The sequence below is a fragment of the Pseudoneobacillus rhizosphaerae genome, assembly GCF_917563885.1.
In the GTDB taxonomy this organism is placed as follows: domain Bacteria; phylum Bacillota; class Bacilli; order Bacillales; family Cytobacillaceae; genus Pseudoneobacillus; species Pseudoneobacillus rhizosphaerae.
Genome location: NZ_CAKJTG010000001.1, coordinates 196,139 through 218,749 on the forward strand (window position 1 = coordinate 196,139; position 22,611 = coordinate 218,749).

At 36.4% G+C, this 22,611-nt stretch carries 24 protein-coding genes and 1 pseudogene; 3 read left to right on the plus strand and 22 right to left on the minus strand.

What is annotated here, in order from left to right; genetic code table 11:
• Positions 1 to 58: 58 nt before the first annotated feature.
• The 8 genes and pseudogenes from LRP83_RS00960 to LRP83_RS00990 form a co-directional block, all read right to left on the minus strand.
• The gene (locus tag LRP83_RS00960; protein ID WP_494337127.1) at positions 59 to 1,456 is read right to left on the minus strand and encodes a S8 family serine peptidase; all 1,398 of its coding nucleotides are present in this window, start codon (positions 1,454 to 1,456) and stop codon (positions 59 to 61) included.
• A 102-nt stretch (positions 1,457 to 1,558) separates the two neighbouring features.
• Positions 1,559 to 1,978, minus strand: a pseudogene (locus LRP83_RS23395) (DUF8729 domain-containing protein); the annotation flags it as partial.
• Positions 1,979 to 2,291: 313 nt separating this feature from the next.
• The gene (locus LRP83_RS00965; protein ID WP_230494790.1) at positions 2,292 to 3,629 is read right to left on the minus strand and encodes an MFS transporter; all 1,338 of its coding nucleotides are present in this window, start codon (positions 3,627 to 3,629) and stop codon (positions 2,292 to 2,294) included.
• Positions 3,630 to 3,756: 127 nt separating this feature from the next.
• Positions 3,757 to 3,963 (minus strand): hypothetical protein, encoded by a 207-nt coding sequence (locus LRP83_RS00970; RefSeq protein ID WP_230494791.1) that lies wholly within the window; start codon positions 3,961 to 3,963, stop codon positions 3,757 to 3,759.
• A 16-nt stretch (positions 3,964 to 3,979) separates the two neighbouring features.
• Positions 3,980 to 4,219 carry a hypothetical protein gene (locus LRP83_RS00975; RefSeq protein WP_230494792.1) on the minus strand — a complete coding sequence of 80 codons (240 nt, stop codon included), beginning with the start codon at positions 4,217 to 4,219 and terminating at the stop codon, positions 3,980 to 3,982.
• Between the two features lie 246 nt (positions 4,220 to 4,465).
• Positions 4,466 to 5,137 carry an AraC family transcriptional regulator gene (locus LRP83_RS00980; RefSeq protein WP_230494793.1) on the minus strand — a complete coding sequence of 224 codons (672 nt, stop codon included), beginning with the start codon at positions 5,135 to 5,137 and terminating at the stop codon, positions 4,466 to 4,468.
• 17 nt (positions 5,138 to 5,154) lie between these two features.
• A complete protein-coding gene (locus tag LRP83_RS00985) occupies positions 5,155 to 5,706 on the minus strand; it encodes a GNAT family N-acetyltransferase (RefSeq protein WP_230494794.1) in 552 nt (183 codons plus the stop codon).
• A gap of 101 nt (positions 5,707 to 5,807) precedes the next feature.
• Positions 5,808 to 6,410, minus strand: a complete 603-nt coding sequence (locus tag LRP83_RS00990; protein WP_230494795.1) for a class I SAM-dependent methyltransferase — start codon at positions 6,408 to 6,410, stop codon at positions 5,808 to 5,810.
• 250 nt (positions 6,411 to 6,660) lie between these two features.
• Between LRP83_RS00990 and LRP83_RS00995 the strand changes: the two genes are divergently transcribed.
• Positions 6,661 to 6,879, plus strand: coding sequence for a hypothetical protein (locus LRP83_RS00995; protein ID WP_230494796.1), 219 nt, complete (start codon positions 6,661 to 6,663; stop codon positions 6,877 to 6,879).
• 44 nt (positions 6,880 to 6,923) lie between these two features.
• Here LRP83_RS00995 and LRP83_RS01000 read toward each other — a convergent pair whose 3' ends face one another.
• The gene (locus LRP83_RS01000) at positions 6,924 to 7,379 is read right to left on the minus strand and encodes a GNAT family N-acetyltransferase (protein WP_230494797.1); all 456 of its coding nucleotides are present in this window, start codon (positions 7,377 to 7,379) and stop codon (positions 6,924 to 6,926) included.
• 134 nt (positions 7,380 to 7,513) lie between these two features.
• Between LRP83_RS01000 and LRP83_RS01005 the strand changes: the two genes are divergently transcribed.
• A complete protein-coding gene (locus tag LRP83_RS01005) occupies positions 7,514 to 7,723 on the plus strand; it encodes a hypothetical protein (RefSeq protein WP_230494798.1) in 210 nt (69 codons plus the stop codon).
• A 563-nt stretch (positions 7,724 to 8,286) separates the two neighbouring features.
• Here the strand turns inward: LRP83_RS01005 and LRP83_RS01010 are convergent.
• The 12 genes from LRP83_RS01010 to LRP83_RS01065 all read right to left on the minus strand — a co-directional run bounded on the left by LRP83_RS01010 (position 8,287) and on the right by LRP83_RS01065 (position 20,292).
• On the minus strand, positions 8,287 to 8,838 hold the full coding sequence (locus LRP83_RS01010) for a GNAT family N-acetyltransferase (RefSeq protein ID WP_230494872.1): 552 nt from the start codon (positions 8,836 to 8,838) through the stop codon (positions 8,287 to 8,289).
• A 52-nt stretch (positions 8,839 to 8,890) separates the two neighbouring features.
• On the minus strand, positions 8,891 to 9,721 hold the full coding sequence (gene nadE / locus LRP83_RS01015; RefSeq protein ID WP_230494799.1) for an NAD(+) synthase: 831 nt from the start codon (positions 9,719 to 9,721) through the stop codon (positions 8,891 to 8,893).
• 25 nt (positions 9,722 to 9,746) lie between these two features.
• The gene (locus tag LRP83_RS01020) at positions 9,747 to 11,225 is read right to left on the minus strand and encodes a nicotinate phosphoribosyltransferase (RefSeq protein ID WP_230494800.1); all 1,479 of its coding nucleotides are present in this window, start codon (positions 11,223 to 11,225) and stop codon (positions 9,747 to 9,749) included.
• Positions 11,226 to 11,255: 30 nt separating this feature from the next.
• On the minus strand, positions 11,256 to 11,801 hold the full coding sequence (locus tag LRP83_RS01025; protein ID WP_230494801.1) for a cysteine hydrolase family protein: 546 nt from the start codon (positions 11,799 to 11,801) through the stop codon (positions 11,256 to 11,258).
• A gap of 26 nt (positions 11,802 to 11,827) precedes the next feature.
• A complete protein-coding gene (locus LRP83_RS01030; RefSeq protein ID WP_230494802.1) occupies positions 11,828 to 12,628 on the minus strand; it encodes an NUDIX domain-containing protein in 801 nt (266 codons plus the stop codon).
• 262 nt (positions 12,629 to 12,890) lie between these two features.
• Complete coding sequence (locus LRP83_RS01035) at positions 12,891 to 13,568, minus strand: hypothetical protein (RefSeq protein WP_230494803.1); 678 nt, start codon at positions 13,566 to 13,568, stop codon at positions 12,891 to 12,893.
• A gap of 155 nt (positions 13,569 to 13,723) precedes the next feature.
• Positions 13,724 to 14,461 (minus strand): GTP cyclohydrolase II, encoded by a 738-nt coding sequence (locus tag LRP83_RS01040; RefSeq protein ID WP_230494804.1) that lies wholly within the window; start codon positions 14,459 to 14,461, stop codon positions 13,724 to 13,726.
• 151 nt (positions 14,462 to 14,612) lie between these two features.
• Complete coding sequence (locus LRP83_RS01045; protein ID WP_230494805.1) at positions 14,613 to 15,581, minus strand: ABC transporter ATP-binding protein; 969 nt, start codon at positions 15,579 to 15,581, stop codon at positions 14,613 to 14,615.
• Positions 15,581 to 16,591 (minus strand): ABC transporter ATP-binding protein, encoded by a 1,011-nt coding sequence (locus tag LRP83_RS01050; RefSeq protein WP_230494806.1) that lies wholly within the window; start codon positions 16,589 to 16,591, stop codon positions 15,581 to 15,583. Before LRP83_RS01050 ends, LRP83_RS01045 begins: the two co-directional genes overlap by 1 nt.
• 15 nt (positions 16,592 to 16,606) lie before the next feature.
• Positions 16,607 to 17,536: an ABC transporter permease gene (locus tag LRP83_RS01055; RefSeq protein ID WP_230494807.1), complete on the minus strand. Its 930-nt coding sequence runs from the start codon at positions 17,534 to 17,536 to the stop codon at positions 16,607 to 16,609.
• The gene (locus LRP83_RS01060) at positions 17,536 to 18,465 is read right to left on the minus strand and encodes an ABC transporter permease (RefSeq protein ID WP_230494808.1); all 930 of its coding nucleotides are present in this window, start codon (positions 18,463 to 18,465) and stop codon (positions 17,536 to 17,538) included. Before LRP83_RS01060 ends, LRP83_RS01055 begins: the two co-directional genes overlap by 1 nt.
• Positions 18,466 to 18,537: 72 nt before the next feature.
• Positions 18,538 to 20,292: a peptide ABC transporter substrate-binding protein gene (locus tag LRP83_RS01065; RefSeq protein WP_230494809.1), complete on the minus strand. Its 1,755-nt coding sequence runs from the start codon at positions 20,290 to 20,292 to the stop codon at positions 18,538 to 18,540.
• A gap of 338 nt (positions 20,293 to 20,630) precedes the next feature.
• Between LRP83_RS01065 and LRP83_RS01070 the strand changes: the two genes are divergently transcribed.
• Positions 20,631 to 21,143, plus strand: coding sequence for an acyl-CoA thioesterase (locus LRP83_RS01070; RefSeq protein WP_230494810.1), 513 nt, complete (start codon positions 20,631 to 20,633; stop codon positions 21,141 to 21,143).
• Positions 21,144 to 21,218: 75 nt separating this feature from the next.
• Here the strand turns inward: LRP83_RS01070 and LRP83_RS01075 are convergent.
• Positions 21,219 to 22,552 (minus strand): IS3 family transposase gene (locus LRP83_RS01075; RefSeq protein WP_230494811.1). Its coding sequence is split into 2 segments (ribosomal slippage): positions 21,219 to 22,171 and positions 22,171 to 22,552, totalling 1,335 coding nucleotides; the frame shifts between segments, so codons are not numbered across the junction.
• Between the last annotated feature and the right edge of the window lie 59 nt (positions 22,553 to 22,611).

Genomic DNA, 22,611 nt, shown 5'->3' on the forward strand with positions numbered 1-22,611 from the left:
CCTGTTCTATTATCTTAGAGAGAAAAAGCGAATATGATGGCTTTTTGAGCTTTGAAAACTAGTTAATTAATGCTAATGAGAAATCCTGCGATCCTCCATTTGCTACGTTGTAGGCTTGAACTTCGATTGTGTATGTTCCGTTTTCAGGAACCGCAATGGATACGCTTTCTACGTTATTTACTCCATCCCAATTATCGTTATAAGGGGATGTTGTGTCGTTACCAACGTATACTTTGCCTGATGGTGACTTCACTACGAAATCTAAATCATTGACTAATGAATAGGTTGCATTTGGGCTACCTGGGTAGTCTGTCCAAGCTAGTGTGAATTTTAATGGTCTTGAACTAGTTGCACTAAACGTATAAGTTGCTTTAGTTCCAGTTGTTAAGGCTTTCGACTCATTCACGTAAGCAACATTTATCGATTTCTCTACATTTACACGACCCCAGCCTTGATTTCCTGTTGTTGTTCCAAGATTAGTCGCACCTGCTACAAGTGCTGCTTTAATTAAGGATGGTTTTGCATCAATGCCTTTATTTTTCAAGAAATGTTCTTTAAGTAATGCTACATTACCTGCTGTAAGTGGTGTCGCCATTGATGTTCCACCCATGTAGGCATACTTGCTGTTGTAATTAGCCCAGAAACTGCTATCTGGAGCCAAGGAAGACCGGGAAGATAAAATGTACGTACCAGGTGCTACGATATCTGGTTTAACACGTCCGTCTTTTGTTGGTCCTCTAGATGAGAATTCAGCGATTTGATTAATATTGTCAGCGTAGCTTCCAAAGGTAGGACGATTATTTTCAGAAGCACCAACAGTAATTGCGTTTTTAGCTGATCCCGGTGAGCTAATGGTTCTTGAATTTGGTCCTTCATTTCCTGCTGCGAAAAGAATTGTCATATCATTAGAGTAGACATATTGGTCAACCGCTTGAGAATCAATTGTATAGGCTCCGCCAACAGGTGCTCCCCATGAATTCGTATGGATTCTAGCTCCTGCATTCCAAGCTTGGGAGAATAAAGTTTTTAAATCAGTTGGAAGACCACCTAAGCCGCCATTAGAATCCATGATAGATTGGAATACTAGATTTGCACTTGGAGCCATTCCTTTAAAGCTAGCATTTCCTAAAACAGAACCCGCTACATGTGTCCCATGGCCATTTGGGTCATTAGCGTTTCCTGTTCTGCCCCATGAATAAATGGCATTAATTTTTCCACGGAAGCTTTCGTGCATTGTCGTATCGTTATTACCTGTATCTAGACCGGTATCAGCAACAGCAACGATTTGACCTGCGCCACTTAATCCATATACGCTTTGTGCTACATTCGTTTTCGTGATCACGCCTGCTTGGTCGTTGGCTAGCTTATATTCAAGCTCTGCTGAAATGGTTAACACATTATTTTGATAGGCATAATCAACTAATTCATCGATTCCTTTTACACTGACTTTTTCCATATTTTTATCCGACTTTTTCAAAACGGCTTTTACTAGATTAGAAGCACCTTTGTCAAATAGAACTGGATCAAATTTATAAAGCGGAAGGAATGCTTTTACATCGGTCACACCTTTGGAAGTTTTTACTTGATTCAAAGTATCTGAATCTTTAATTTTGGCAATATAAGCAAAGGCAGGAATGTACTCTAGGATTTCTACACCCTTTGCAGCTAAGGATTCTTGGTTCTCCTTGGAAATCGGGCCGCTAAACTGGACAACATATAAATCATTATCGGCTGGAATTTCTTTTAATTTTTTTAGTAATCCTTTTGGAATATTTTTTTCCACTTCTGAATCAATTAAGAATTTAGCTTTTCCACCATATTCTTTTTGACCTTGGAATTCATCCATTGAAACGCTTTCCACTCCTTTAAAGAGGATCTCTCCATTACTTGCTGGCGTTTTTAATGGTGATGAGAAAATGGTTGACGCTGTTAAGGTAAAACCTAGAAGCCCTACTATTGCCCAATTTGTTCTTCTCATTTAACTACCTCCACATTCACTTATTGGTTTTGTGAAAATTGATAATATTCACATACCTTAAGTTATCATGCAGTTTAGTAAAGTTAAATCGGGAAAATTTCATTGGTAATTTTTTGGTATATGCGCTTCTTTTTTAATTTTAAAACGTATTTTTGAGTGAATGGATAGATAATCATGATTATTTATAGCGGAAAACAGGGTTTAATATTGGGAAAGTTTATGAATCTATCAATTTGAAATACTAGGAAGAGTAAAAAAAGGATTTAAAAATAGGAAAAACAGACTCCTCTTAACGAGAAATCTGATTTGAAGATTAATGAGCACCAGCCAATACTTTCTCATCCTTACCTTCACTACCAGTAGCGGCGGCATCAGGAATTTCACTTTCTAGCCCTCTTACTCTTGGATTTAAAAATACTACTAAGGAAGTTACGATCCACCCTGCCCCTAAAAGAATAAATAATAACCCAATGCCTCGACCATCACCTGTTCCAATGAGCTTTGTTAACCCTTGAGCGAATCCCCCATTTTGTACAGCTGGGTCGAAGACTTTTTCCACAAGAGGTCCAGCCGAGATATAAGCGATTGGCGATAGAGATATGGCAATCATCCGACGAAGTGCAAAAACTCGACCTTGTACGTTTAAAGGAACTTTACTTTGCCAGATTACTTGACTGGCGGCATTACCTATTGGTAAAAACAAAAACATTAGACAGGTTGAGAGAGTTACTAAAAATACAGATTCTTTAAACCCTAGAACCATTAAGAAAAGTCCACTAATCGCACCAGAACCAATTACAGCTAAAACTCGATTTTTCGGACCTCCCCAAATGCTCATCGTAATTCCCCCAACAAGCATGCCTATACCTGTAATGGAAAGAGCAATTCCCAACATTCTTTCATTGGTAAAGGATAAGATGAGTGGTTGCAAGAGAACGTTGAAATAGCCTAATAATAAATTGACAACCGCAAAGTAGACGAGAAGTCCTCTTAAACCAGGACGGTCGACAATATATCTCCATCCAAATAAAGCATCTTGAAAAAATGAAACCTTTTTCGAATCCTTTTCACTTAGTGACAATTCTGGGAATTTAACAAAGAGTAAGGTGGATAAAGCAATAATAAAAGTAAAGAAGTCGATGATCAGAATTCCTTTAATCCCCATTGAAGCTAGTAAAAAACCAGCCATAACAGGTGCAAACACGATCGAAAGCGCGTCTGCCATTTGAACCAATCCGTTAGCTCGACCAAGCTGAGCTTTCGGTACCAGTAAGGGAATCGTTGCTTGGTAAGCTGGCATTTGAAACGAACTGAAGAGGGAGGATACTGCTGCTGTAATATATAAATGCCATACCTCGAATACATTAAAATAGATGAGGACGAAGATTATAATCGTACTTATACCTGCAATAGAATCGCTTATCACCATTAACCATTTTCGTTTCCATTTATCAACAATGACACCTGCAAAGGGTGCAGCGACGATCGCTGGTACGCTTGCAAACATAATAATTAATGCGAATTGAGTGACTGAACCTGTTTCCGTTAATACCCACACACCAAGACCGAAGTTGGTTAACCCAGAACCAATGATGGAAGCTAACTGACCAAACCATATAGTAAAAAAAGTGCGGAACGAATATTCTCTCATTTAGGTGCTCCTTTTCTCTTTGATTGTAAACAATCATTTCTTACTATTAGTTTAGTAAATATTCAGGATTGGGTCACCTAGCTATAAACGGAGGTTTTCTCGTTTTTTAGACTGATATTTTGCTACCTTATCCTCCGTCTGCAGACGGATAAACATAGATTGTAAGAATTACTAATGCTTGAAACGCTATTAAATCCAAAGCATTATTCGCCATTAAGATTTGTAACAATAGAGCTTGCTCCTTATAGTTGTGCAAAAATAAGAATTGTCGAGTTTCTGTAATAAAGGATAAAGTATATGGATGTAATTGGTTTGAATAAACTGATACACCCATATCTTTTTTTCATTTTTTATATGGTTTCATCAAAGAATCCTAAAGCATATTTTATACCCTCTTCAATATTGCTTGTTTCATACGCTAACAAATCTTCATTAGAAATTTCCAATTTAGTTCTAGTTAAGGAATATCCACTATCCAAGTTAATATCAAGTAGGACTTCATAACCCACTGCTGTTTGAGTAATTGTAATGATATCGTAATCTCGAATCGTCGTTCCTGTGTCGTACTCTAAAGGTTCCAATTCTGACATATAAACACCTCCCCCTTTCTTATCATCCATATTTCATCCATTAATATTTCCTACTCTTCTTCTGATATGTAAATTTTGTAACTTTGACATCGGATTTCCATAGAAAAGGTGGCCAATTTATTTTTATGTATGGAATGAATTAAATCATCACTCATCCCAACAATAGAGCCATCTTTTTTTAACTCTAGCAAGAAATTTGGATAATAAAAATTGCTACCCTATTATTGGATAGCAACTTCTCATTTATTATATATTATGATTGGTTTTGTGATGTCCCTTAATAATTTCTAAGTATTGTGTATCTCCTAATCCATAATCCTTAAAATTTTCAATTAGTGCATACACTAGTTCTTTTTCTGAAACATTTCGGTTCATTTCAATATACGTCATTAGATCACTATCATTATTTAGATAATGTAAGTATAATTCTATTCCCTTCTTTAAAGGTGGTGGAACAAAAAAATCGGGACTTGTTTTATGAATCAAAACTTGATTATAAAGTTCATAATACCCGTTCGCCTCTAAGTTAAAATGTTCTTCAGGTTCAAAATTTTCACCGACTAGATGAAGAACAATTTTACCCTTATACTCGTTTTTGTCTAGCCATGCAAGAATGGTGATCAGATTGATTTGACAAAACATATCGGCATCAAACCATAATGCAATGTTAGTAAAGTTTTTACTAAAGAGCGGCTGCAATGGTAATATAGCGATTTCAGTATATTGTGAAGGTGTGACGTGATGAACATTTGACCGTATTTCAACGAATTCGTCTGAAAATAGATCTTTTGACGTGTTTCCATAACACATGGCTTCATTAAAAGGGATCATGATTTCTTGTTTGAGAAAATCGGTCTTCTGGAAATAATTATACATTGCTTGTCCATTTAAAATATTTAAGGTATTTTGATTAATCATTGCTTATAACTCCTTCTTTAGTTACTGTTCTGATTGGATTGTTTACTATTACGTAACACTGTAATAAATCCATCCAATATGTCATGGCTAACAGAAAATCCTTTTCGTTTATAGAATTCCAATGCGTCATCATTTCCATTTGAGACGTAGATAAAATAGTCTTCAACATCATCAAATTGCTGCAGCCACTCCATTGACATCTTAAAAAGGGTTGATCCTATGCCATATTTTCTATACCCTTCCTTAATATAAAATTGAGATAAACAGCCTACATTACCCTTACTAACGGAAGAAAGGTCAAAAAAAGTAGCAAACGCATTTGAATAAGTTTCTTTTGGAGAAATATTTGAATAAACATATCCTACAATTTTATCTTCAACTTTAACTACTACAATATAATTATGTATGGCACTTTTTACTGATGGTATCATGCGTGTATCGAAATTCATGTTATCAAACAGCTCAGGTTTTATGTATGCTTTCGATTTTTGATATGACATGAGTTCATTACATGCATCACGACAGTCTTCTATGTTTTCCTCAGAAATTATTTCATATTTAATATTCATACATTTCACTCCAATTCTTTTTATACTTTTATATCTACGAATATGAAGAAATAGTATAACAGTTTCATTCATTACGATTTGGTAGTATTCCTGGCTTGCATCTATTTATTCTCTGGAACATTCCTTGCCTCAATCAATAAAAATAATCCCTGATAATGCTTTTCAACATTAATAATTTTTAAATTATGGTCTATTAAAAGCTTCAATGTTTCTCTGTTCAAACAACAACCATCGCAGATTTTTTTCCAAATTGGTGTAAAAAAATCCTGCAAATGTGAAAGAAAACGATTGTCCATTCTCACATGTTCAAACAAGAGAATTTGACCGTCAGGCTTGCAAACTCTTTTGATTTCGATCATGGCCTTATCCCTATCAAGGATTGTACAAAATACCAATGTAGCCACTACGCAATCAAAGGAATGATCGGGAAAGGGAAGTTGCTCAGCACCTGCCTGAATTACTTCAATGGGTACAGTAGCCTGTTGGATTTTTGAAACAGAATTTTTAAGCATATACTGACTAGGCTCAATCGCCGTTACTGACTTAGCTTCTATATAAAAGGGGAAATTCACACCAGTTCCGGAACCTATTTCTAATACACTGCCAGTAGCGTTTGAAAGGAGTTTCTTTCGTAGCGCTTTAAACGCTGTTTTCTCTAAAGGATTCATAAAAAAATCATACCATTTAGCAAATAATTTTCCCATTTTGATATTCCCACCTTACGCCTATTTGGAAGGTTTGATAGTAATTTCTTCTACATGTGGTATAAAACTCCGACTTGTATTCTCTTAAAATACTATAACCTTTCTTCATTCCGATTTTGTAGAATCAAAGATTTATTTATTTTAGTATTTTTTTGGTCTAAATCTAGCTATAATCATATATTTTATTAGAAAGGATACATTATAAGCATTTTTTTGTAAAACCATTCCATATGAAAAAGGTGAGAATGAAATGTTTGTTGTTTATTTTTTCGATAACAAAAATCTATTATTAAGTCAGCTACTAAAGAGTGTCCCAGCTGTAGGTGAAGATTTAACGATTAAAGGTCGTAAAGGGAAAGTTTCAAGTGTTAATAGTATTGATGAAAAAAATGTTCATGTGCAAGTTGCATTAGAAAGTGTTAAGAAAAATGCTCCTATTGTAGATAACTCAAAAAAGAAAAAAAGGTAATTCAAAAGAACGTACATTTCGTTATGTGCGTTCTTTTATTTATCTCATAATTCCATTGTCATAAATACACTATTCGGATCCTCGATGTAATCTGAAAACGGCTTACAATATTGAAAGCCAAAACTTGCGTATAACCTTCTTGCTGGTTCAAAGGCAGTCATGGAGCCTGTTTCCAAACTGAGGCGTCGATAGTTACGGTTTTTAGCTTCTGCAATGATGTGTTGAAGTACCTTTTTTGCTACACCTTTTCTTAAATGTGAAGAAGAAGTTCTCATTGATTTGATTTCACCATGTTTATAATCTAGTTCTTTAAGTGCCCCACAACCTACTAAATGTCCATTCTCCCAAACACTCCAAAACGTAATTTCAGGTTTACGTAACCCATCTAAATTCAGGGCATGTCTACTTTCTGGTGGTGAATGTTTTGCCATGTTTTGAAGATGTTCATCCAATAATTGAGCTATTTCAGGCCCTGTTAAATCATCTAATTTTATTTCCATTAATCGTTCACTCCTTTAACAAATCCATTTACTTTATTCGTGATAAAAATGGTTCTTCCTGCACAAATATTGTGTCTTTTTAGAACTAAGAGTAAAATAATAGCCAAAAGAAAACTCACGTTAGAGGTACGTAAATGAAGTGGTACAAATTAATGAAAGATTATAAGGATTTTTATAAAAAAGGGACTAAGTTTTTTGTCCTATCTGAATCGGAGTTTATTGGTGTAAAAGAGTTTGTATTACAAACAAAAAAATTAGAAGGAAAAATTATCGTTTCTGAAAAAGAACTGAATGATTATTTTAAGAGAATAAACATCTTTAAGAGGGAAAAACGTGATAGTTAAGAAGAAATGTACATGAGCCAGTTAATAGGACAAACAGCGTCCCCAAAACAAACAAAGTGTCCAATAGAAGCCCTCTATTGGACAAACCCGCTGTTCTAACAAACAAAGTGTCCAATAGAAGCCCTCTATTGGACAAACCCACTGTTCTAAACAAACCAAGTGTCCGATAGAAGCCCTCTATTGGACAAACCCGCTGTTCTAAACAAACAAAGTGTCCAATAGAAGCCCTCTATTGGACAAACCCATTGTTCTAAACAAACAAAGTGTCCAATAGAAGCCCTCTATTGGACAAACCCACTGTTCTAAACAAACCAAGTGTCCGATAGAAGCCCTCTATTGGACAAACCCACTGTTCTAAACAAACCAAGTGTCCGATAGAAGCCCTCTATTGGACAAACGCACTCTTTCAAACAAACAAAGTGTCCGATAGAAGCCCTCTATTGGACAAACGCACTCTTTCAAACAAACAAAGTGTCCAATAGAAGCCCTCTATTGGACAAATCCACTCTCCCGACCAAACCAAGTGTCCAATAGAAACCCTACTACAGTTAAAAATTATCCTGTCAATTTAATGTAAACGATTCTTTATGAAATTGAACAATGAGCTGAAATAGTTCTTCGCCATTTTGAGGTGTTTTTGCATCAGAAGCTAGCTTGCAGTACATGGCTTTGTATGGTTCCGGTACCCATATGTAATGATGGATATAATCTGTTAGTTGAAACTCATTTTTTTGCCAGAAATTAATTCTCGCAAGATTTTCTGGAGTTGGATCAGATTCGACTTCAATAACGACAGCACCTAGCTGCTGCTCTGAAATACTCCATTCTTTTATGTAATCTAAAAGTCTTTGTCCAATTCCTTGTTTACGTTTATTTATTCGTACAGCTAAGTAATCTATAAGCAAAGCATTCGTATTTTTAAGTTTTCCGGTTATGGCCATTCCAACGATTTCATCATTGATAAACAAGACATGAAGGAAACAAATTCCTTTGGCAAACATATTTCGAATGATTTTTTCAGACTTGGCTCCACTTTTACCAAAAGCCTCTTCGTATATGATTTTTGCTTTTTCCCATAGCTCATCGTCCCAATGGTCAACAGTAATGAATTTCACCAATACTCTCCTCCTCAAAATAAGCGTTGTTCACAAGGAACAACGCTTCATTCTACTTCCACCAATCGTCAAAAACATTAATGGGTGGCTGTCGTTTATGCTCTGACTTTGTATACCAACCTTCAATTTTCGCTTTGCTTTGTTCATTCACTTCTTTACCTTCTAAGTAGTCATCGATATCCTCGTAGGTGACACCAAGTGCTACTTCGTCTGGTAAGGATGGTCGATCATCTTCTAAATCGGCTGTTGGGACTTTTAAATATAAATGTTCTGGGCAGCCAAGTTCTTTTAATAGTAGTTTTCCTTGTCTCTTATTAAGTCGGAAAATCGGAACCATGTCAGACGCACCATCTCCAAACTTTGTATAAAAACCAGTAATCGCTTCTGCAGAATGGTCAGTACCTAATACAATCCCATTGTTTGCGCCTGCTATGCTATATTGTGTTTCCATCCGATGTCTTGCCTTTACATTCCCTTTTAGGAAATCGGTCAACTTTTTGCCCATCCCTTTTTCAACGGCTGCAACACTAGCATCGACAGAATCCTTTATATTAACTATAACAACTTCATCTGGTTGAATGAAAGTGATGGCATCCTCGCAATCATCCTCATCAAGTTGCACGCCATAAGGTAATCTTACGGCAATAAACTTATATTTTTTTGTACCTAGTTCATCATTTAGCTCGTTAACAGCAACCTGGGCTAATTTTCCAGTTAATGTTGAATCTTGACCTCCAGAAATACCTAAAACCATGGATTCCAAAAAGGAATACTTTTTTAAGTAATTTTTCATCATGTCTACACTTTTACGGATTTCGGCCTTTACATCAATCGTTGGTTGGGTCTTCAGCACAGTAATGATTTCTTTTTGTAAACGATTCATTTATCAAAACAGATCCCTTCATGCCTTATTTCAAATTAGCTACCTGTTCTTTTACTTTTTGAATTACAGCGATTTTGTTATCCCAGCATTTTTGACTTAAGTCAACAGGGTATTCTTCTGGGTTTAGTGAACGTTTATATTCATCCCACAGGACATCCATATTACTCAAAGCAAACTTCTGAATTTCAAATATATCTGGTAATTCGTAAACTAATTGCCCATCTACAAAAATGTCGTGATGGAGGTCTCTTGCTTCAAAATTTGTAACGAATTTACTAATATAGGTATGAACGGGATGGAACATTTTTAAATGGTCCTCATCATTCGGATTCTCTTCATCTAATGCTATATAATCCCCTTCAGAACGCTGGTTAATCATATTGATGATTCGATACAATTTTTTAATGCCTGGCGTTGTTACTTTTTCAGGGTTACCGGAAATTTTTATCGTATCTAGCATTTCTCCATGCTCATTTTCAATAGCAACAATTTTATACACAGCACCTAAAGCAGGCTGATCATAGGCTGTAATAAGTTTTGTTCCTATACCCCACACATTAATTTTTGCCCCTTGTGCTTTTAGATTCATGATGGTGTATTCATCTAAATCGTTCGAAGCGACAATACATGCATCTGGGAATCCCGCATCGTCAAGCATTTTACGAGCTTCTTTTGAAAGATAGGCCATATCACCACTATCTAAACGTATGCCATCAAATTTCACTCTACCTTCAAATTCCTTGGCCACTTTAATAGCTGATGGAACGCCAGAACGAAGGGTGTCATATGTGTCAACAAGTGGAATAAAGGCTTTATTCTTTCGACGAACACAGCTTTCTGCATACTTTTTCATCGCTGTATAGTCATCCATATAAGCTTGTATCATCGAATGCGCGTGTGTTCCTGAAGCAGGAATTCCGAATAACTTACCAGCTCTCATATTACTAGTCGAAGAAAATCCAGCAATAAAAGCGGCTCTAGTCCCCCATATCGCAGCATCCATTTCTTGCGCCCGACGTGTACCGAATTCCATCGCTTGCTCCGAACCAATAATTTGTTTGATTCGAGATGCTTTTGTTGCGATCAAGGTTTGATAATTTACGATATTTAATAGAGCTGTTTCCACTAATTGAGCCTCAGCAAGTGTTGAATCTACCTGTAAGATTGTTTCATTACCAAATACTAATTCGCCCTCTCGCATCGAACGAATTTTACCAGTGAATTTTAATCCCTTTAAATACGCTAAAAACTCTTCCTCGTAGCCAAATTCATCTCTTAAATACTCGATGTCACTATCAGTAAAGCGAAAATCTTGGATATATTGAATAATCCGTTCTAATCCTGCAAAAATACCGTAACCGTTTCCAAATGGAAGCTTTCTGAAAAACAATTCAAAAACAGCTTTCCGATTATGAATTCCATCATGCCAATACGTTTCAATCATATTTACTTGATAAGCATCTGTATGCAAAATTAAACTATCATCTGGATATTCTTTTCTCATGAGTTCTCCTCCATCTTAGGAGTTATTTTTTTATATTATTTTAGCATTTAAACAGCTTTTGAAGTGGCCAAGTGCCCATTCATGACCAGTTTGATTAAAGCTAGCTACTGCTTTTTCGTAAATAACGATCTGGAACCCCTTATTATAAGCATCAACGGCTGTGTGCAATACACAAATATCCGTGCATACTCCAACTAAATGAACCTCAGTAATTCCTCTTTCACGCAATTTGATTTCAAGGTCCGTGCCAGCGAACGCACTATATCTTGTTTTATCCATATAATGCACGTTTTCCTTCTCCTTATTACTCACATACACATTTTGTAGTTGTCCATACAAATTTCGTCCACTTGTACCCTTGATGTTATGTGGTGGGTATAGCTTTGTTTCAGGATGTCTTTCTTCCCCTTCGATGTGAAGATCAATGGCAAAAACCGTATAATCCTTATTTGAGATAAATTCCTCTGTAATTCGGACAATTTCAGTTTCTATTTCCTGACCAGGCTTCCCACATGTTAATGCACCCGCATCTGCTACAAAATCATAAGTGTAATCAATATTTATTAATGCTTTCATTCTCCCCACTCCTTCGTATTATTAAATTAAAATTTACCCTGATAGACCGATATAAAAGGTTGGTAATCATTAAATCTATAGAGCTGTGCTGGGGTCTTTGAGAATTTATTGGACTTTTTCGGTCTGCCATTAATGATCACCTTTTCTAAAAAGGGAAGTGTGGGTCCTTTTCTAAAAAAAGCTGAATCTACTTTAATTGATGGATCATCTAATACCGTAAGCAATACTCCTTGTAATTCCGATAAAACGAATTCAGCAGGGAGAAAGTTTTTAGCTAAAGTCGTTAATGCCATGTCTTTCTTGATGAACCAAATGGCATCGTCTATGATTTGCCTGTGGTCGAAAGCAAGTTCTAGCCCTTCCAACTCTTGTAAAGTAAAAAGTTCAACCTCCGCTGCATCATCTGCTGCTCTCCTAGTAGAAAGTTGTATTTCCGGAACAATAGCGTAATGTGCATTGGAAATGATCCATCCACGTGAATCTCTTCCTGGCGTGTCATAAACACCAAAATGTTTGATATGGACACCAATAATTCCCGTCTCTTCTTCTAGCTCTCGTTTGGCAGCTTCTAAAGCAGTTTCAGTTGGTTGGATAAATCCTCCAGGTAAAGCCCATTTACTTGCTTCGATATTTGGGAGACCTTCGGCATTTTTTTTTGCACGTTGAATCAGCATCAATTTCAAGTTCTTTTCAGGTGGTTTATACATATCTGCTTGTTCTGAGATGATTGTGAAAATGGCAATATCACTCGTGTAGCCATCAGGAGTGCGATATTTTTTATGAGTATCATTAAGGGACACTTCTTGATCAGATTGGTTATTTTGCATTCGTACACCTCCTATTGGAGCTTTAATGGACAATTATCTAAGTTGATTTTAATTAACGTTTTGTTAATTTTAATTTACACTATTTTCTAATCTATAACAAGTTTTATTAACTTAAGCAGAAATCGACACTTCAGATGCGGGAAATGTCTAATTCTGCGCTTTCCCGAGAAATAATTGAATTTTCTAAAAATATTTCCTCGTTCTGTCCAAGGAGTAAAATAAAAGGAGGAAATCAATAAGATTTCCTCCCCGTAAATTAATTTTATTGTTCCGTCTTATCGCCAATAATAATATTAACTGTATTTTCATTTGGAATGAAATCTTTCAAGGTGTTTTCAAGTATTTGCAAGTTGTAGCCCTTATGTGGATTTTGCTCACTTCCTGCTTCTATTTTGTTCAGTTGGTTTCCTTCCAAGGAATAGTATTCACCCGGGGAGTTAATTTCATCACTCCAATGTCGTGTTCTAACTAAGAATAATGAACTTGCCGTTTCCTTAGTTAATGCTTTTTGTTGATTTACCTCTTGTAGTTTTTCGAAAAATTCATCAGCTTTCATTAATTCAGAATAATTTTTGATACTTTTGGCTTTTTCTTTCCAAATGGTAATCTCACCATCCTGTAACTCTGGGCAGGTACTGCAGTCTTGATAGTTAAAGATATTATATTTTTTTCCCTCGAGCTCCACTAATCTAAATTTTACAGATTCGAAATCTCCGACGGTACTCAAGGTCATCGAAAATTCTCCGATTCTAGCATCATTAGAAAATTCATGCTCCTTTTTAAATTCGGACCAGCTATCTTTGATATTTGTTTCGTATACATTTTTTTCGTTAAATAGCCATGTTTCTTCTTTTTTTAATTTATCCTCACTCAAAATACCAACTATAAATGCTACTACTAGTATTACACCTAGAATAAAGTAACTTTTCTTTATTCGCACAGAAATTTCTCCCCTTTTTAAACTATCTCTTAATTCAATATTATGTTTAATTTAGAAAAATTAGTCAATTCATACTATACCATTTTTCGCAAAATAAAAGAGTTGTAATTCCGATAATGGAATATACAACTCATCTTTGTAGTTATTTTCACCTATCACTCGTCGGATTGTTCCCCTTCGAAATGACCTGAACGGTTTATTTTGGTTTGAAGGTATTTTTCATTAAACTCAGACTTGTCTCCCCATAAAGGCTCCCTGCCAGAAACATTTAGTCCTGCTTTTTGAAGGGCATTCAATTTTTTTGGATTATTCGTAATTAATGTAACAGGTTTGGAACGAAGGTTCTTTAATACCTCTATCGCATCGTCATAATTTCGTGCATCGTCGACAAATCCTAACGATAGATTGGCTTCGACTGTGTCAAATCCTTCTTCTTGCAGAACGTATGCCATAGCTTTACTAAAAAGTCCGATTCCCCTACCTTCATGGTTTGCTAAATAGAAAAGTGCTCCTGAGCCATGCTCTGTAATCATTTTCATCGAATGTTTCAATTGGTATCCACAATCACAGCGTTTGCTGCCAAAAATATCACCTGTATGGCAGATGCTATGCATCCGAATTAACGCATTTTCATCATTGGCAAAATCTCCGTAAACGAGCACACTAGATTGTTGCTTTTCCGCTAAATTTGAGGAAGATAATTTTTCAATGATTCTCTCCATATTATCGGTTACTTCATCACAATGAAGCCAACAATACCATTGGAACACTTCAGTTTCCCCATAAAGGTTCACAGGTAATTTAATAGGGCCAACTAAGTAAATGGCTTTTTCTTTATTACGGATCAACTGTATCTTATTTTTCAATACCGAAAATGCATTTTCTTCGAACATTGAACTTCCTCCTCGAAACCATTATCTCATCTTAGTATGTTTGGATAGGAAAAAAACTATTACTAATTGGAAAAAGTTGTGCATCATGAAATGAACTTTTTTACTCATAAATCTGTGAAGGGGTAAAAAAACCCTACCGCAGCAGGCAGGGTTACGCATTATTATACAAATGGCAAGCGGTAAAATGACCTTGTTTCACTTCTCGCCATTCTGGCACGGAGGATGCACATAACTCCATAGCACGATTGCATCTAGTCCGGAAAACACAACCGCTCGGAGGATCTATCGGACTTGGTACTTCACCTTCAAGGACAATGCGTTCTCTCTTAATAGTTGGGTCTGGTATCGGAACTGAAGACAGCAAAGCTTGTGTGTACGGATGTAGTGGGTCATTATATAGAGAGTCACTGTCCGTTAATTCAACCATATTTCCTAAGTACATCACTAATATCCGGTCTGAAATGTATTTGACCATGGATAAATCATGAGCGATGAATAGATAAGTTAATCCCATTTTATCTTGAAGGTCTTTAAGTAAATTAACAACCTGTGCCTGAATGGATACATCTAGAGCAGAAATGGGCTCATCACAAACAATAAATTTAGGATTTAATGCTAGCGCACGTGCAATACCAATTCTTTGACGTTGGCCACCACTAAATTCATGTGGATAGCGACTAAAATGTTCTGATTTTAGACCGACTAATTCAAGTAGCTCGACAATTCGGTCCCTTCTAGCCTTCCCTTTAACAATATGGTGTAGATCTAGTGGTTCTCCAACGATTTCCTCAACCGTCATTCTTGGATTCAATGAAGAGTAAGGGTCTTGAAAGATAATTTGCATATCTTTCTTGAATTTATTAAGAGCTCTTCCTTTTAATTTAAAAATATCCTCTCCATTAAAAAGAACTTCTCCAGCCGTCGCTTCATGCATACGAATAATTGTTTTTCCAGCTGTTGATTTTCCACAGCCACTTTCACCAACAAGTCCAATTGTTTCACCTTTGTAGATGTCTAAGTTGATATCATTAACTGCTTTTAGTTCACGACCCGAAACTTTATAATACTTTTTTAAGTTTTTTATTTGTATAAGTGGTTGGTCTGCTTCTTGAACTGACATTAATGATCCTCCCTTACCTTTGCTGCAGCAGCTTGTGCCATTGGATGATGGAGCCAACATGACGATTGCTGGGTTCCACTAACTAGCTCTAACTCAGGATGATAATCTTTGCATACCTTCATAGCGTATTCACATCTTGGATAAAAAGAGCATCCCTTTGGGGGATCTAATAAATCTGGAGGGCTTCCCACAATTGAATATAACCTAGAGCTGCGGTCCATATCTAAACGAGGTATTGACTTCATTAATCCTTTTGTATAAGGATGTGTTGGGTTACTGAAAATTTCTTCTACCGAACCCGACTCAACCACTTCACCTGCATACATCACGATTACCTTGTCACAAACTTCTGCTACCACACCTAAGTCATGAGTAATTAAAATAATCGACGTATTCGTTTCTTTCTGAAGTTTTTTCATTAAAGTTAAAACCTGAGCTTGAATCGTTACATCAAGAGCAGTCGTCGGCTCATCCGCAATAATTAATTCAGGGTCACAAGCTAAAGCGATCGCAATCATAACCCTTTGCCTCATCCCACCAGAAAATTCATGAGGGTAATGCTTAAGACGGCTTTTTGCATGTGGAATTCCAACTCGCTCTAAAAGCTGGACAGCATGTTGTAGGGCGATTGCTCTTGACATCCGATTATGCTTAACTAGTCCTTCGATTAATTGATCCCCGATTCTACTAGTTGGATTAAGTGAGGACATTGGATCTTGGAAGATCATACTAATTTTATTTCCACGAATCTTTTTCATTTCATTCTCAGGTAAGGGTAAAAGGTCTTGACCGTGGAATAAAATTTTTCCTTCTTTATATTCGGCTGGAGGAGCCGTTAATAGTTTCATAATCGATTTAGCTGTAACACTTTTTCCACATCCCGATTCACCGACAATCGCAACGGCCTCTCCTTTTTTAACTGAAAAACTAACGCCCCTAACTGCCTTCACTTCTCCACCATAGGTGTTAAAAGAAACGTTTAGATTTTCTATCTGCAACAGTTTTTCCATATTTTTCACCTCGCTTTAGTTTCTAAGTTTCGGATCAAGCGCATCTCTTAGCCCATCACCGAAAACATTGAAGGCAAACATTGTGATAGATATTAGTAGCGCAGGGATAGCTAACTGATAGAAGTTACCTACCAATATGCTACTTAGTGAATCGCTGGCCATTGTTCCCCAACTAGCCTGTGGTGCAGGTATACCTAATCCAAGGAAACTTAATGTTGCTTCAGCAAAGATCGCGGTTGGAACAGTTAGAGTAATATTTACTAAAATAGGTCCCATTGTATTTGGAATCATATGTTTTCGTAATTTCCAGCTAGTAGGAGCTCCCATCGCATTGGCTGCATGAACGTAATCTAGTTCTTTCAGTTGAAGTACCTGTCCGCGAACAAGTCGTGCCATCGGAATCCAACCCGTAATTGTCATCGCAATAATGATTGGCCAAATTCCTCTTTCTAGTACAATCATCATTAAAATAACCATTAACAAATAAGGAATCGAAAATAATACTTCTGCTAATCTCATCATGAAATTATCTATTCTTCCACCACGAATAGCAGAAACACCACCATATATAATTCCAATAACAAAATCTATCGTGGCTGCCATTAAACCGATAAATAAAGAAATTCTTGCTCCATACCAAGCTCTTGTAAATAAGTCACGACCAGATGTGTCTGTCCCAAACCAATGCTCCGCATTCGGTCTTAAATTTTTCCTAGTAAAATCTTGTTCGAAATAGCTATAACCACTTATATAAGGGCCAATGATAGCCATAATTGCCAAAATAATAATGAGCACAAGTCCAAACATTGCTAATTTATTTTCTTTTAAACGCCTCCATGTGTCTCGCCAATAGGAAACACTTGGTCTAGCAATTTTTTCTGCATCTTTAAAGTTATCCGTTACAGGGGTAAACAGATCTTCAGTTAATTGTATTTTATTAGCCATTATTTACTCTCCCCCGTTACTTTAATTCTTGGATCAATCCATGTATAAGCGATATCTACAATGAGAATTAAAAAGATTAAGATGATGCTATAAAAAATGGTAGAACCTAAAATAACTGGATAATCACGATTAAAGATTCCTTTTACAAATAGCTCCCCGATTCCTGGAACTCCAAATATATGTTCGACGATAAAGCTACCTGTTACTAAATTGGCTGTAATGATGCCTAAAACGGTGACAACAGGTAAAATCGCGTTCCGAAGACCATATTTTATTAAAATAAATCCTTTATTTAGTCCCTTCGATTTTGCCGTAATCATATAGTCCTGATTTAATACCTCAAGCATGCTAGAGCGCATTAAGCGGGCAATATAAGCCATAGGGAGCATCGCTAAGGAAATAGTTGGAAGTACGGTGTGTTTCATTGTCTGCCAGGTTGCAACTGGGAAAAGTCTCCACTCAACCGCTAAGAAGTTAATTAAAAAAGTGGCAAGAATAAAGCTTGGAACGGATATGCCGATAATGGCTAGAACCATTGCAAAGTAATCTGGCCATTTATTTCGGTTTACCGCTGCAATGACACCAAGTATTAATCCTAAACATACGGCTAAAATTAATGCTTGTGCCCCAAGTTGTAAGGAAACTGGAAAGCCATTTGCAATATAATCATTAACTGTTAGAGTATTTGACTTTAAGGATGGTCCAAAATCGAATTGTGCAATTTGCTTTAAGTAGAGTCCATATTGAACATAAAGTGGCTCATCTAAATTATAAAAGGATCGAAGGTTTTGGTAGACTGCTTCTGGCATGGAGCCTTCTCTAGCAAATGGATCCCCAGGAATACTATGCATAATAATAAATGTAATCGATATGATTGCCCAGATTGTGACTAAGGCCCAAAGGATACGCTTCACGATAAATTTGAGCATGAATACCCCTCTTTTAAAAGATTGGGTATGCTAACGAAAGCAGCATACCCAGACCTTTTTTAATTTTATTAATTATTCAATATCAGCAAATTTAAATGAAGGTTGACGATTAATCAGTGTATAAATACCAGTCACATTTTCTTTGTAAACATGTGGTCTAGTATAATAGTAAACTGGGATAATCGGCATATCATTCATTAAAATCTGTTCTGCTTGATGCATCGCTTCCATACGTACTGTTGGATCCATTGACGTTTTAGCTGTATTTACTAGAGCATCGTATTCAGGGTTGCTATAGTTAGCATCATTATATGGTCCATCAGAAACCCAAAGATCAAGATATGTCATTGGGTCTACATAGTCGCCAATCCAACCAGCACGGCTGATCATGTAATCACCAGATTGTTCACGATCAAGCTTCACTTGGAATTCAACGTTTTCTAATGTTACGTTTTCTACACCAAGGTTTTTACGCCACATTTCTTGAATTGCTTCAGCGATTACCTTATGAATTTCGTTTGTATTATATAGTAATGTTAGTTCAGGAAGTTTTTTGAGTCCTTCCTCAGCTAAACCTTCAGCAAGTAGCTTTTTGGCTTCATCATAATTTTCTTCAAATAGAGCACCTGCATTTTCTCTAAAGTCTCCTGATACATCTGGCATACCTGGAGGTACTACACCATAAGCTGGCATTTGTCCGCCTTGTGCAACGTGTTCAACAATCGTTTGTCTGTCAATGGCCATACCAAATGCTCTACGTACTTTAGGGTTATTGAATGGCTTAACATCAGAATTTAAATTGTAGTAGTAAGTAGAAAGCTCAGCAGCATTATGGAAATCAGGGGCTTGGTCGGCAATTAACTTTCCGGTTACTTCAGATGGTAAGTTATCAAGGAGGTCAATTTCTCCTGTTTGATACATTTGCCATGCTGTATTGTTATCTTCAATAACGTATAATACAACTTCATCTAAATTAACCTTAGCTGCATCATAATAAGAATCATTTTTTGCTAGAGTTAAGCTTTCTTTATGCTTCCATTCTGTTAGCTTAAATGCACCGTTGGAAACAAAAGTTGCAGCTTCTTTAAACCAATCTGGATTGCTTTCTGCAACTGTTTTGTTAATTGGATAATAAGTATAGAACGAAGTTAAATCTAGGAAATACGGAGTTGCAGTTGCTAATTTTACTTCTAGAGTTTTTTCATCTAAAGCCTTCACACCTACTTTATCTCTAGCTGGTTGAAGATCGGCTTCAGCGATGACGGGCTTTTCTGGTGGTTCAGTACCATCCTTTTCAGCCTTTTCAACAGCTTCATTGTATTCTTTTAAAATGGTAGCTCCAACTTCGTTAAAAGCTTGCCCGTTTTCTAAATAATACATTTGGTAAGCATATTGGGAAGCATTGTTTGGATCAAGTGCAAACTTCCATGCATATTCAAAATCAGCTGCTGTAACTGGATCCCCATTTGACCACTGTACACCATCTCTTAAATGGAATGTCCAAGTTAAACCATCTTCACTAGTATCCCAAGTTTCAGCCATACCAGGAGCAATCGTTCCGTCTGGAGCTTTTACTGTTAATCCTTCAAACACGTGATCAATTACCCATGAATCATGTGTACCTTGAGCTAAACCTGGGTGTAGTGCACCTGGCTCTGAATGGTTATTCGTACGAAGAACTTTCTTCTCAGCTGGTGTTTCTACATTTGGATCTTTATTATCATCATCTTTTTCTGGGTCTGCTTTATCACCTGTAGTGGTACACCCAGCTAACACTAGCATCAAAGCAAAAAAGACCGACATGAAGATATTTAATCTTTTCTTCATTCCTAAACCTCCTGCATTATTTATAATTTAAATATTCATCATTCTACTAGTAGCAAAACCAACTCCCCCCCCTTTACTTTCTCTCAGATTGATATCCTACTACTTCCATTTTTTAGAAGGGAAGATATCGAGTCTAATGCTAAAACTAAATATATTTCAAGATGTGGATAAATATTACAAAAAAATTACAAATGTAAAATTAGTTCTATTATTAATATCAATGCTAGGGTATTCGCGGGCAGTCAATTAGTATTGTCTATGTAAAATTGTGTTATGATAAAAAGTATATATTTTTTAGAGGTAGCTAGAATACTCAGCTAAATAAGGGGATAATTGAAATGACAAATACACCTAATCGCAAGCCATGTTCTGCATCAAGGGTTCTTCAAACCAATCGAGTGTTACCTCCTGATACAAATAATCACCAAACCTTGTTTGGTGGAAAATTAATGTCTTACATAGATGTTGTTGCCTCCATATCCGCTCAAAAGCATTGTCGTGCAAGCATTGTGACAGCTTCGATGGATTCGGTGGACTTTCTGCATCCTATCCGGCCAACTGATGCGATACATTTAGAATCATTTGTTACCTATACAGGAAGTAGTTCAATGGAAGTATTTGTTAAAGTTATTGCTGAACATTTAATCACAGGGCAATCAAAGGTAGCAGCGACTAGCTTCATTACCTTTGTATCATTAGATGAACAAGGCAAACCAAAAAGAGTGCCAGAGGTGTTTCCAGAAACCGAAGAGGAAAAATATCTGTTTGATTCGGCGGTCGATCGTATGCAGCTCAGAAAAAACAGAAGAAAACTTAGCATCTATTTAGCTGAACAAATTGAAAAATACTAGTTTTTTCTTTAACACTTTAAAGGCCTGGGGGACAGTAAACTGTACCCCTTGTCAAGGACACTTCAATAAGGGACTTCAAGCTATACTAAGAAGATGATTTCTGTAATCCACAGGGGTCATCTTCTTTAAATTCCATTGGTATCTTGTATGATTATAATGGGTTATATAACTTTTTATTTCCTTTTTAAGTTCGGTTAAATTTTTACATTGTTTGATATTTGCCTCATCTTTGAAATGGCCGAAAAAGGATTCCTGTAGGGCGTTATCCCAACAGTTTCCTCTGCGTGACATCGATTGCTTTAGTCCTGATTTTTTTACTTCCTCTTGGAAAATAGGGCTCGTATAATGAAATCCTTGATCAGAATGAATGAGCGCTCCTTCTGCCAATTTAAAGTTTCTGTTCTTCTTTAATTGATTTAATGCTTCGGTAGATAAGTCCATTTTCAGGCTAGTGGAGACGTAATAGGCTAGGACCTCACTCGTCGAACCATCTAGTATAGTAGATAAATAGGCTTTCTGACCTTTAGAGTAATGGAGATACGTTATATCCGTTAGTAACACTTTCCCTGGTATACCTTGTTTAAACCTACGGTTTAGTAGATTAGGCACAACGGTGTGCTCTAGAGTTGCTTTCATGATTTTTCTGTAAGGATTTGTTCTTCGGATGGGGCACACAATGTTATACTTCCTCATAATTCGGCCAATGCGTTTAAGGTTGTAGTTGATTTTAAATTGACCAGCTAGAGTCATTTTAATCTGTCTTGCGCCCTTTTTACGGCGCTTGAAGTTAAATGCCTTTAGAATTATCATTTTTATTTCTAGGTCTTCTTTTTCACGTTTCTTGCGCTTTTCATGTGATTCTTTTGAAAAATAGTTATAGTAACCCGAACGTGACACGTCGGCTACTTCACACAAATAACTTACCATGTGCTTTAGATTAAACTTATTTATGATTGTACTAATTAATAGAAACTTTTGTGCAGGAGAAACTACTTGTCTGTTTTCAGCCCCCTTTCCAACATGTCGAGCTTTTTTAATAACTCATTCTCTGCTTTTAGTAACTGAATTTGTGCTTCTAATTTTGCATTTTGTTCTTCCAAGGTCAACTCTCTTTTATTACGTTTCTCTTTAGGAAATTTACGTGTATCAGACAAGCCATCAAGCCCTTGTTCTTTATAGGCTTTACGCCATCTATAAGCAGCCTTTTTTATTCTAGCTCCTCCTATTAGATCTACATCAAAGCCGTTATCTCTAAAAATGTCCCTTGGCAATTTTCCATCTCTATCTTGAGCAATAAAGATCCTTTTAAACTCATCTGTATACGTAATTATGGAGGACGACACCGCATCCACATAGGGGTTATCTAATAACTTCTTTATTTCTGCTTCTGTGAAAGTTTTTTTATCCATCTGGTTTCTCTCTCCGTATCTTCTATATTTCCACCTATTATACAATAAAAAAAGTACCC

Coding starts and splice junctions, on each gene's coding strand:
- LRP83_RS00960 (WP_494337127.1), bottom strand. CDS start 1,456: ATGGAAAAAGTCAGTGTAAAAGGAATCGATGAATTAGTTGATTATGCC.
- LRP83_RS00965 (WP_230494790.1), bottom strand. CDS start 3,629: ATGAGAGAATATTCGTTCCGCACTTTTTTTACTATATGGTTTGGTCAG.
- LRP83_RS00970 (WP_230494791.1), bottom strand. CDS start 3,963: ATGGGTGTATCAGTTTATTCAAACCAATTACATCCATATACTTTATCC.
- LRP83_RS00975 (WP_230494792.1), bottom strand. CDS start 4,219: ATGTCAGAATTGGAACCTTTAGAGTACGACACAGGAACGACGATTCGA.
- LRP83_RS00980 (WP_230494793.1), bottom strand. CDS start 5,137: ATGATTAATCAAAATACCTTAAATATTTTAAATGGACAAGCAATGTAT.
- LRP83_RS00985 (WP_230494794.1), bottom strand. CDS start 5,706: ATGAATATTAAATATGAAATAATTTCTGAGGAAAACATAGAAGACTGT.
- LRP83_RS00990 (WP_230494795.1), bottom strand. CDS start 6,410: ATGGGAAAATTATTTGCTAAATGGTATGATTTTTTTATGAATCCTTTA.
- LRP83_RS00995 (WP_230494796.1), top strand. CDS start 6,661: ATGTTTGTTGTTTATTTTTTCGATAACAAAAATCTATTATTAAGTCAG.
- LRP83_RS01000 (WP_230494797.1), bottom strand. CDS start 7,379: ATGGAAATAAAATTAGATGATTTAACAGGGCCTGAAATAGCTCAATTA.
- LRP83_RS01005 (WP_230494798.1), top strand. CDS start 7,514: ATGAAGTGGTACAAATTAATGAAAGATTATAAGGATTTTTATAAAAAA.
- nadE (WP_230494799.1), bottom strand. CDS start 9,721: ATGAATCGTTTACAAAAAGAAATCATTACTGTGCTGAAGACCCAACCA.
- LRP83_RS01020 (WP_230494800.1), bottom strand. CDS start 11,225: ATGAGAAAAGAATATCCAGATGATAGTTTAATTTTGCATACAGATGCT.
- LRP83_RS01025 (WP_230494801.1), bottom strand. CDS start 11,801: ATGAAAGCATTAATAAATATTGATTACACTTATGATTTTGTAGCAGAT.
- LRP83_RS01030 (WP_230494802.1), bottom strand. CDS start 12,628: ATGCAAAATAACCAATCTGATCAAGAAGTGTCCCTTAATGATACTCAT.
- LRP83_RS01040 (WP_230494804.1), bottom strand. CDS start 14,461: ATGTTCGAAGAAAATGCATTTTCGGTATTGAAAAATAAGATACAGTTG.
- LRP83_RS01045 (WP_230494805.1), bottom strand. CDS start 15,581: ATGTCAGTTCAAGAAGCAGACCAACCACTTATACAAATAAAAAACTTA.
- LRP83_RS01050 (WP_230494806.1), bottom strand. CDS start 16,591: ATGGAAAAACTGTTGCAGATAGAAAATCTAAACGTTTCTTTTAACACC.
- LRP83_RS01055 (WP_230494807.1), bottom strand. CDS start 17,536: ATGGCTAATAAAATACAATTAACTGAAGATCTGTTTACCCCTGTAACG.
- LRP83_RS01060 (WP_230494808.1), bottom strand. CDS start 18,465: ATGCTCAAATTTATCGTGAAGCGTATCCTTTGGGCCTTAGTCACAATC.
- LRP83_RS01065 (WP_230494809.1), bottom strand. CDS start 20,292: ATGAAGAAAAGATTAAATATCTTCATGTCGGTCTTTTTTGCTTTGATG.
- LRP83_RS01070 (WP_230494810.1), top strand. CDS start 20,631: ATGACAAATACACCTAATCGCAAGCCATGTTCTGCATCAAGGGTTCTT.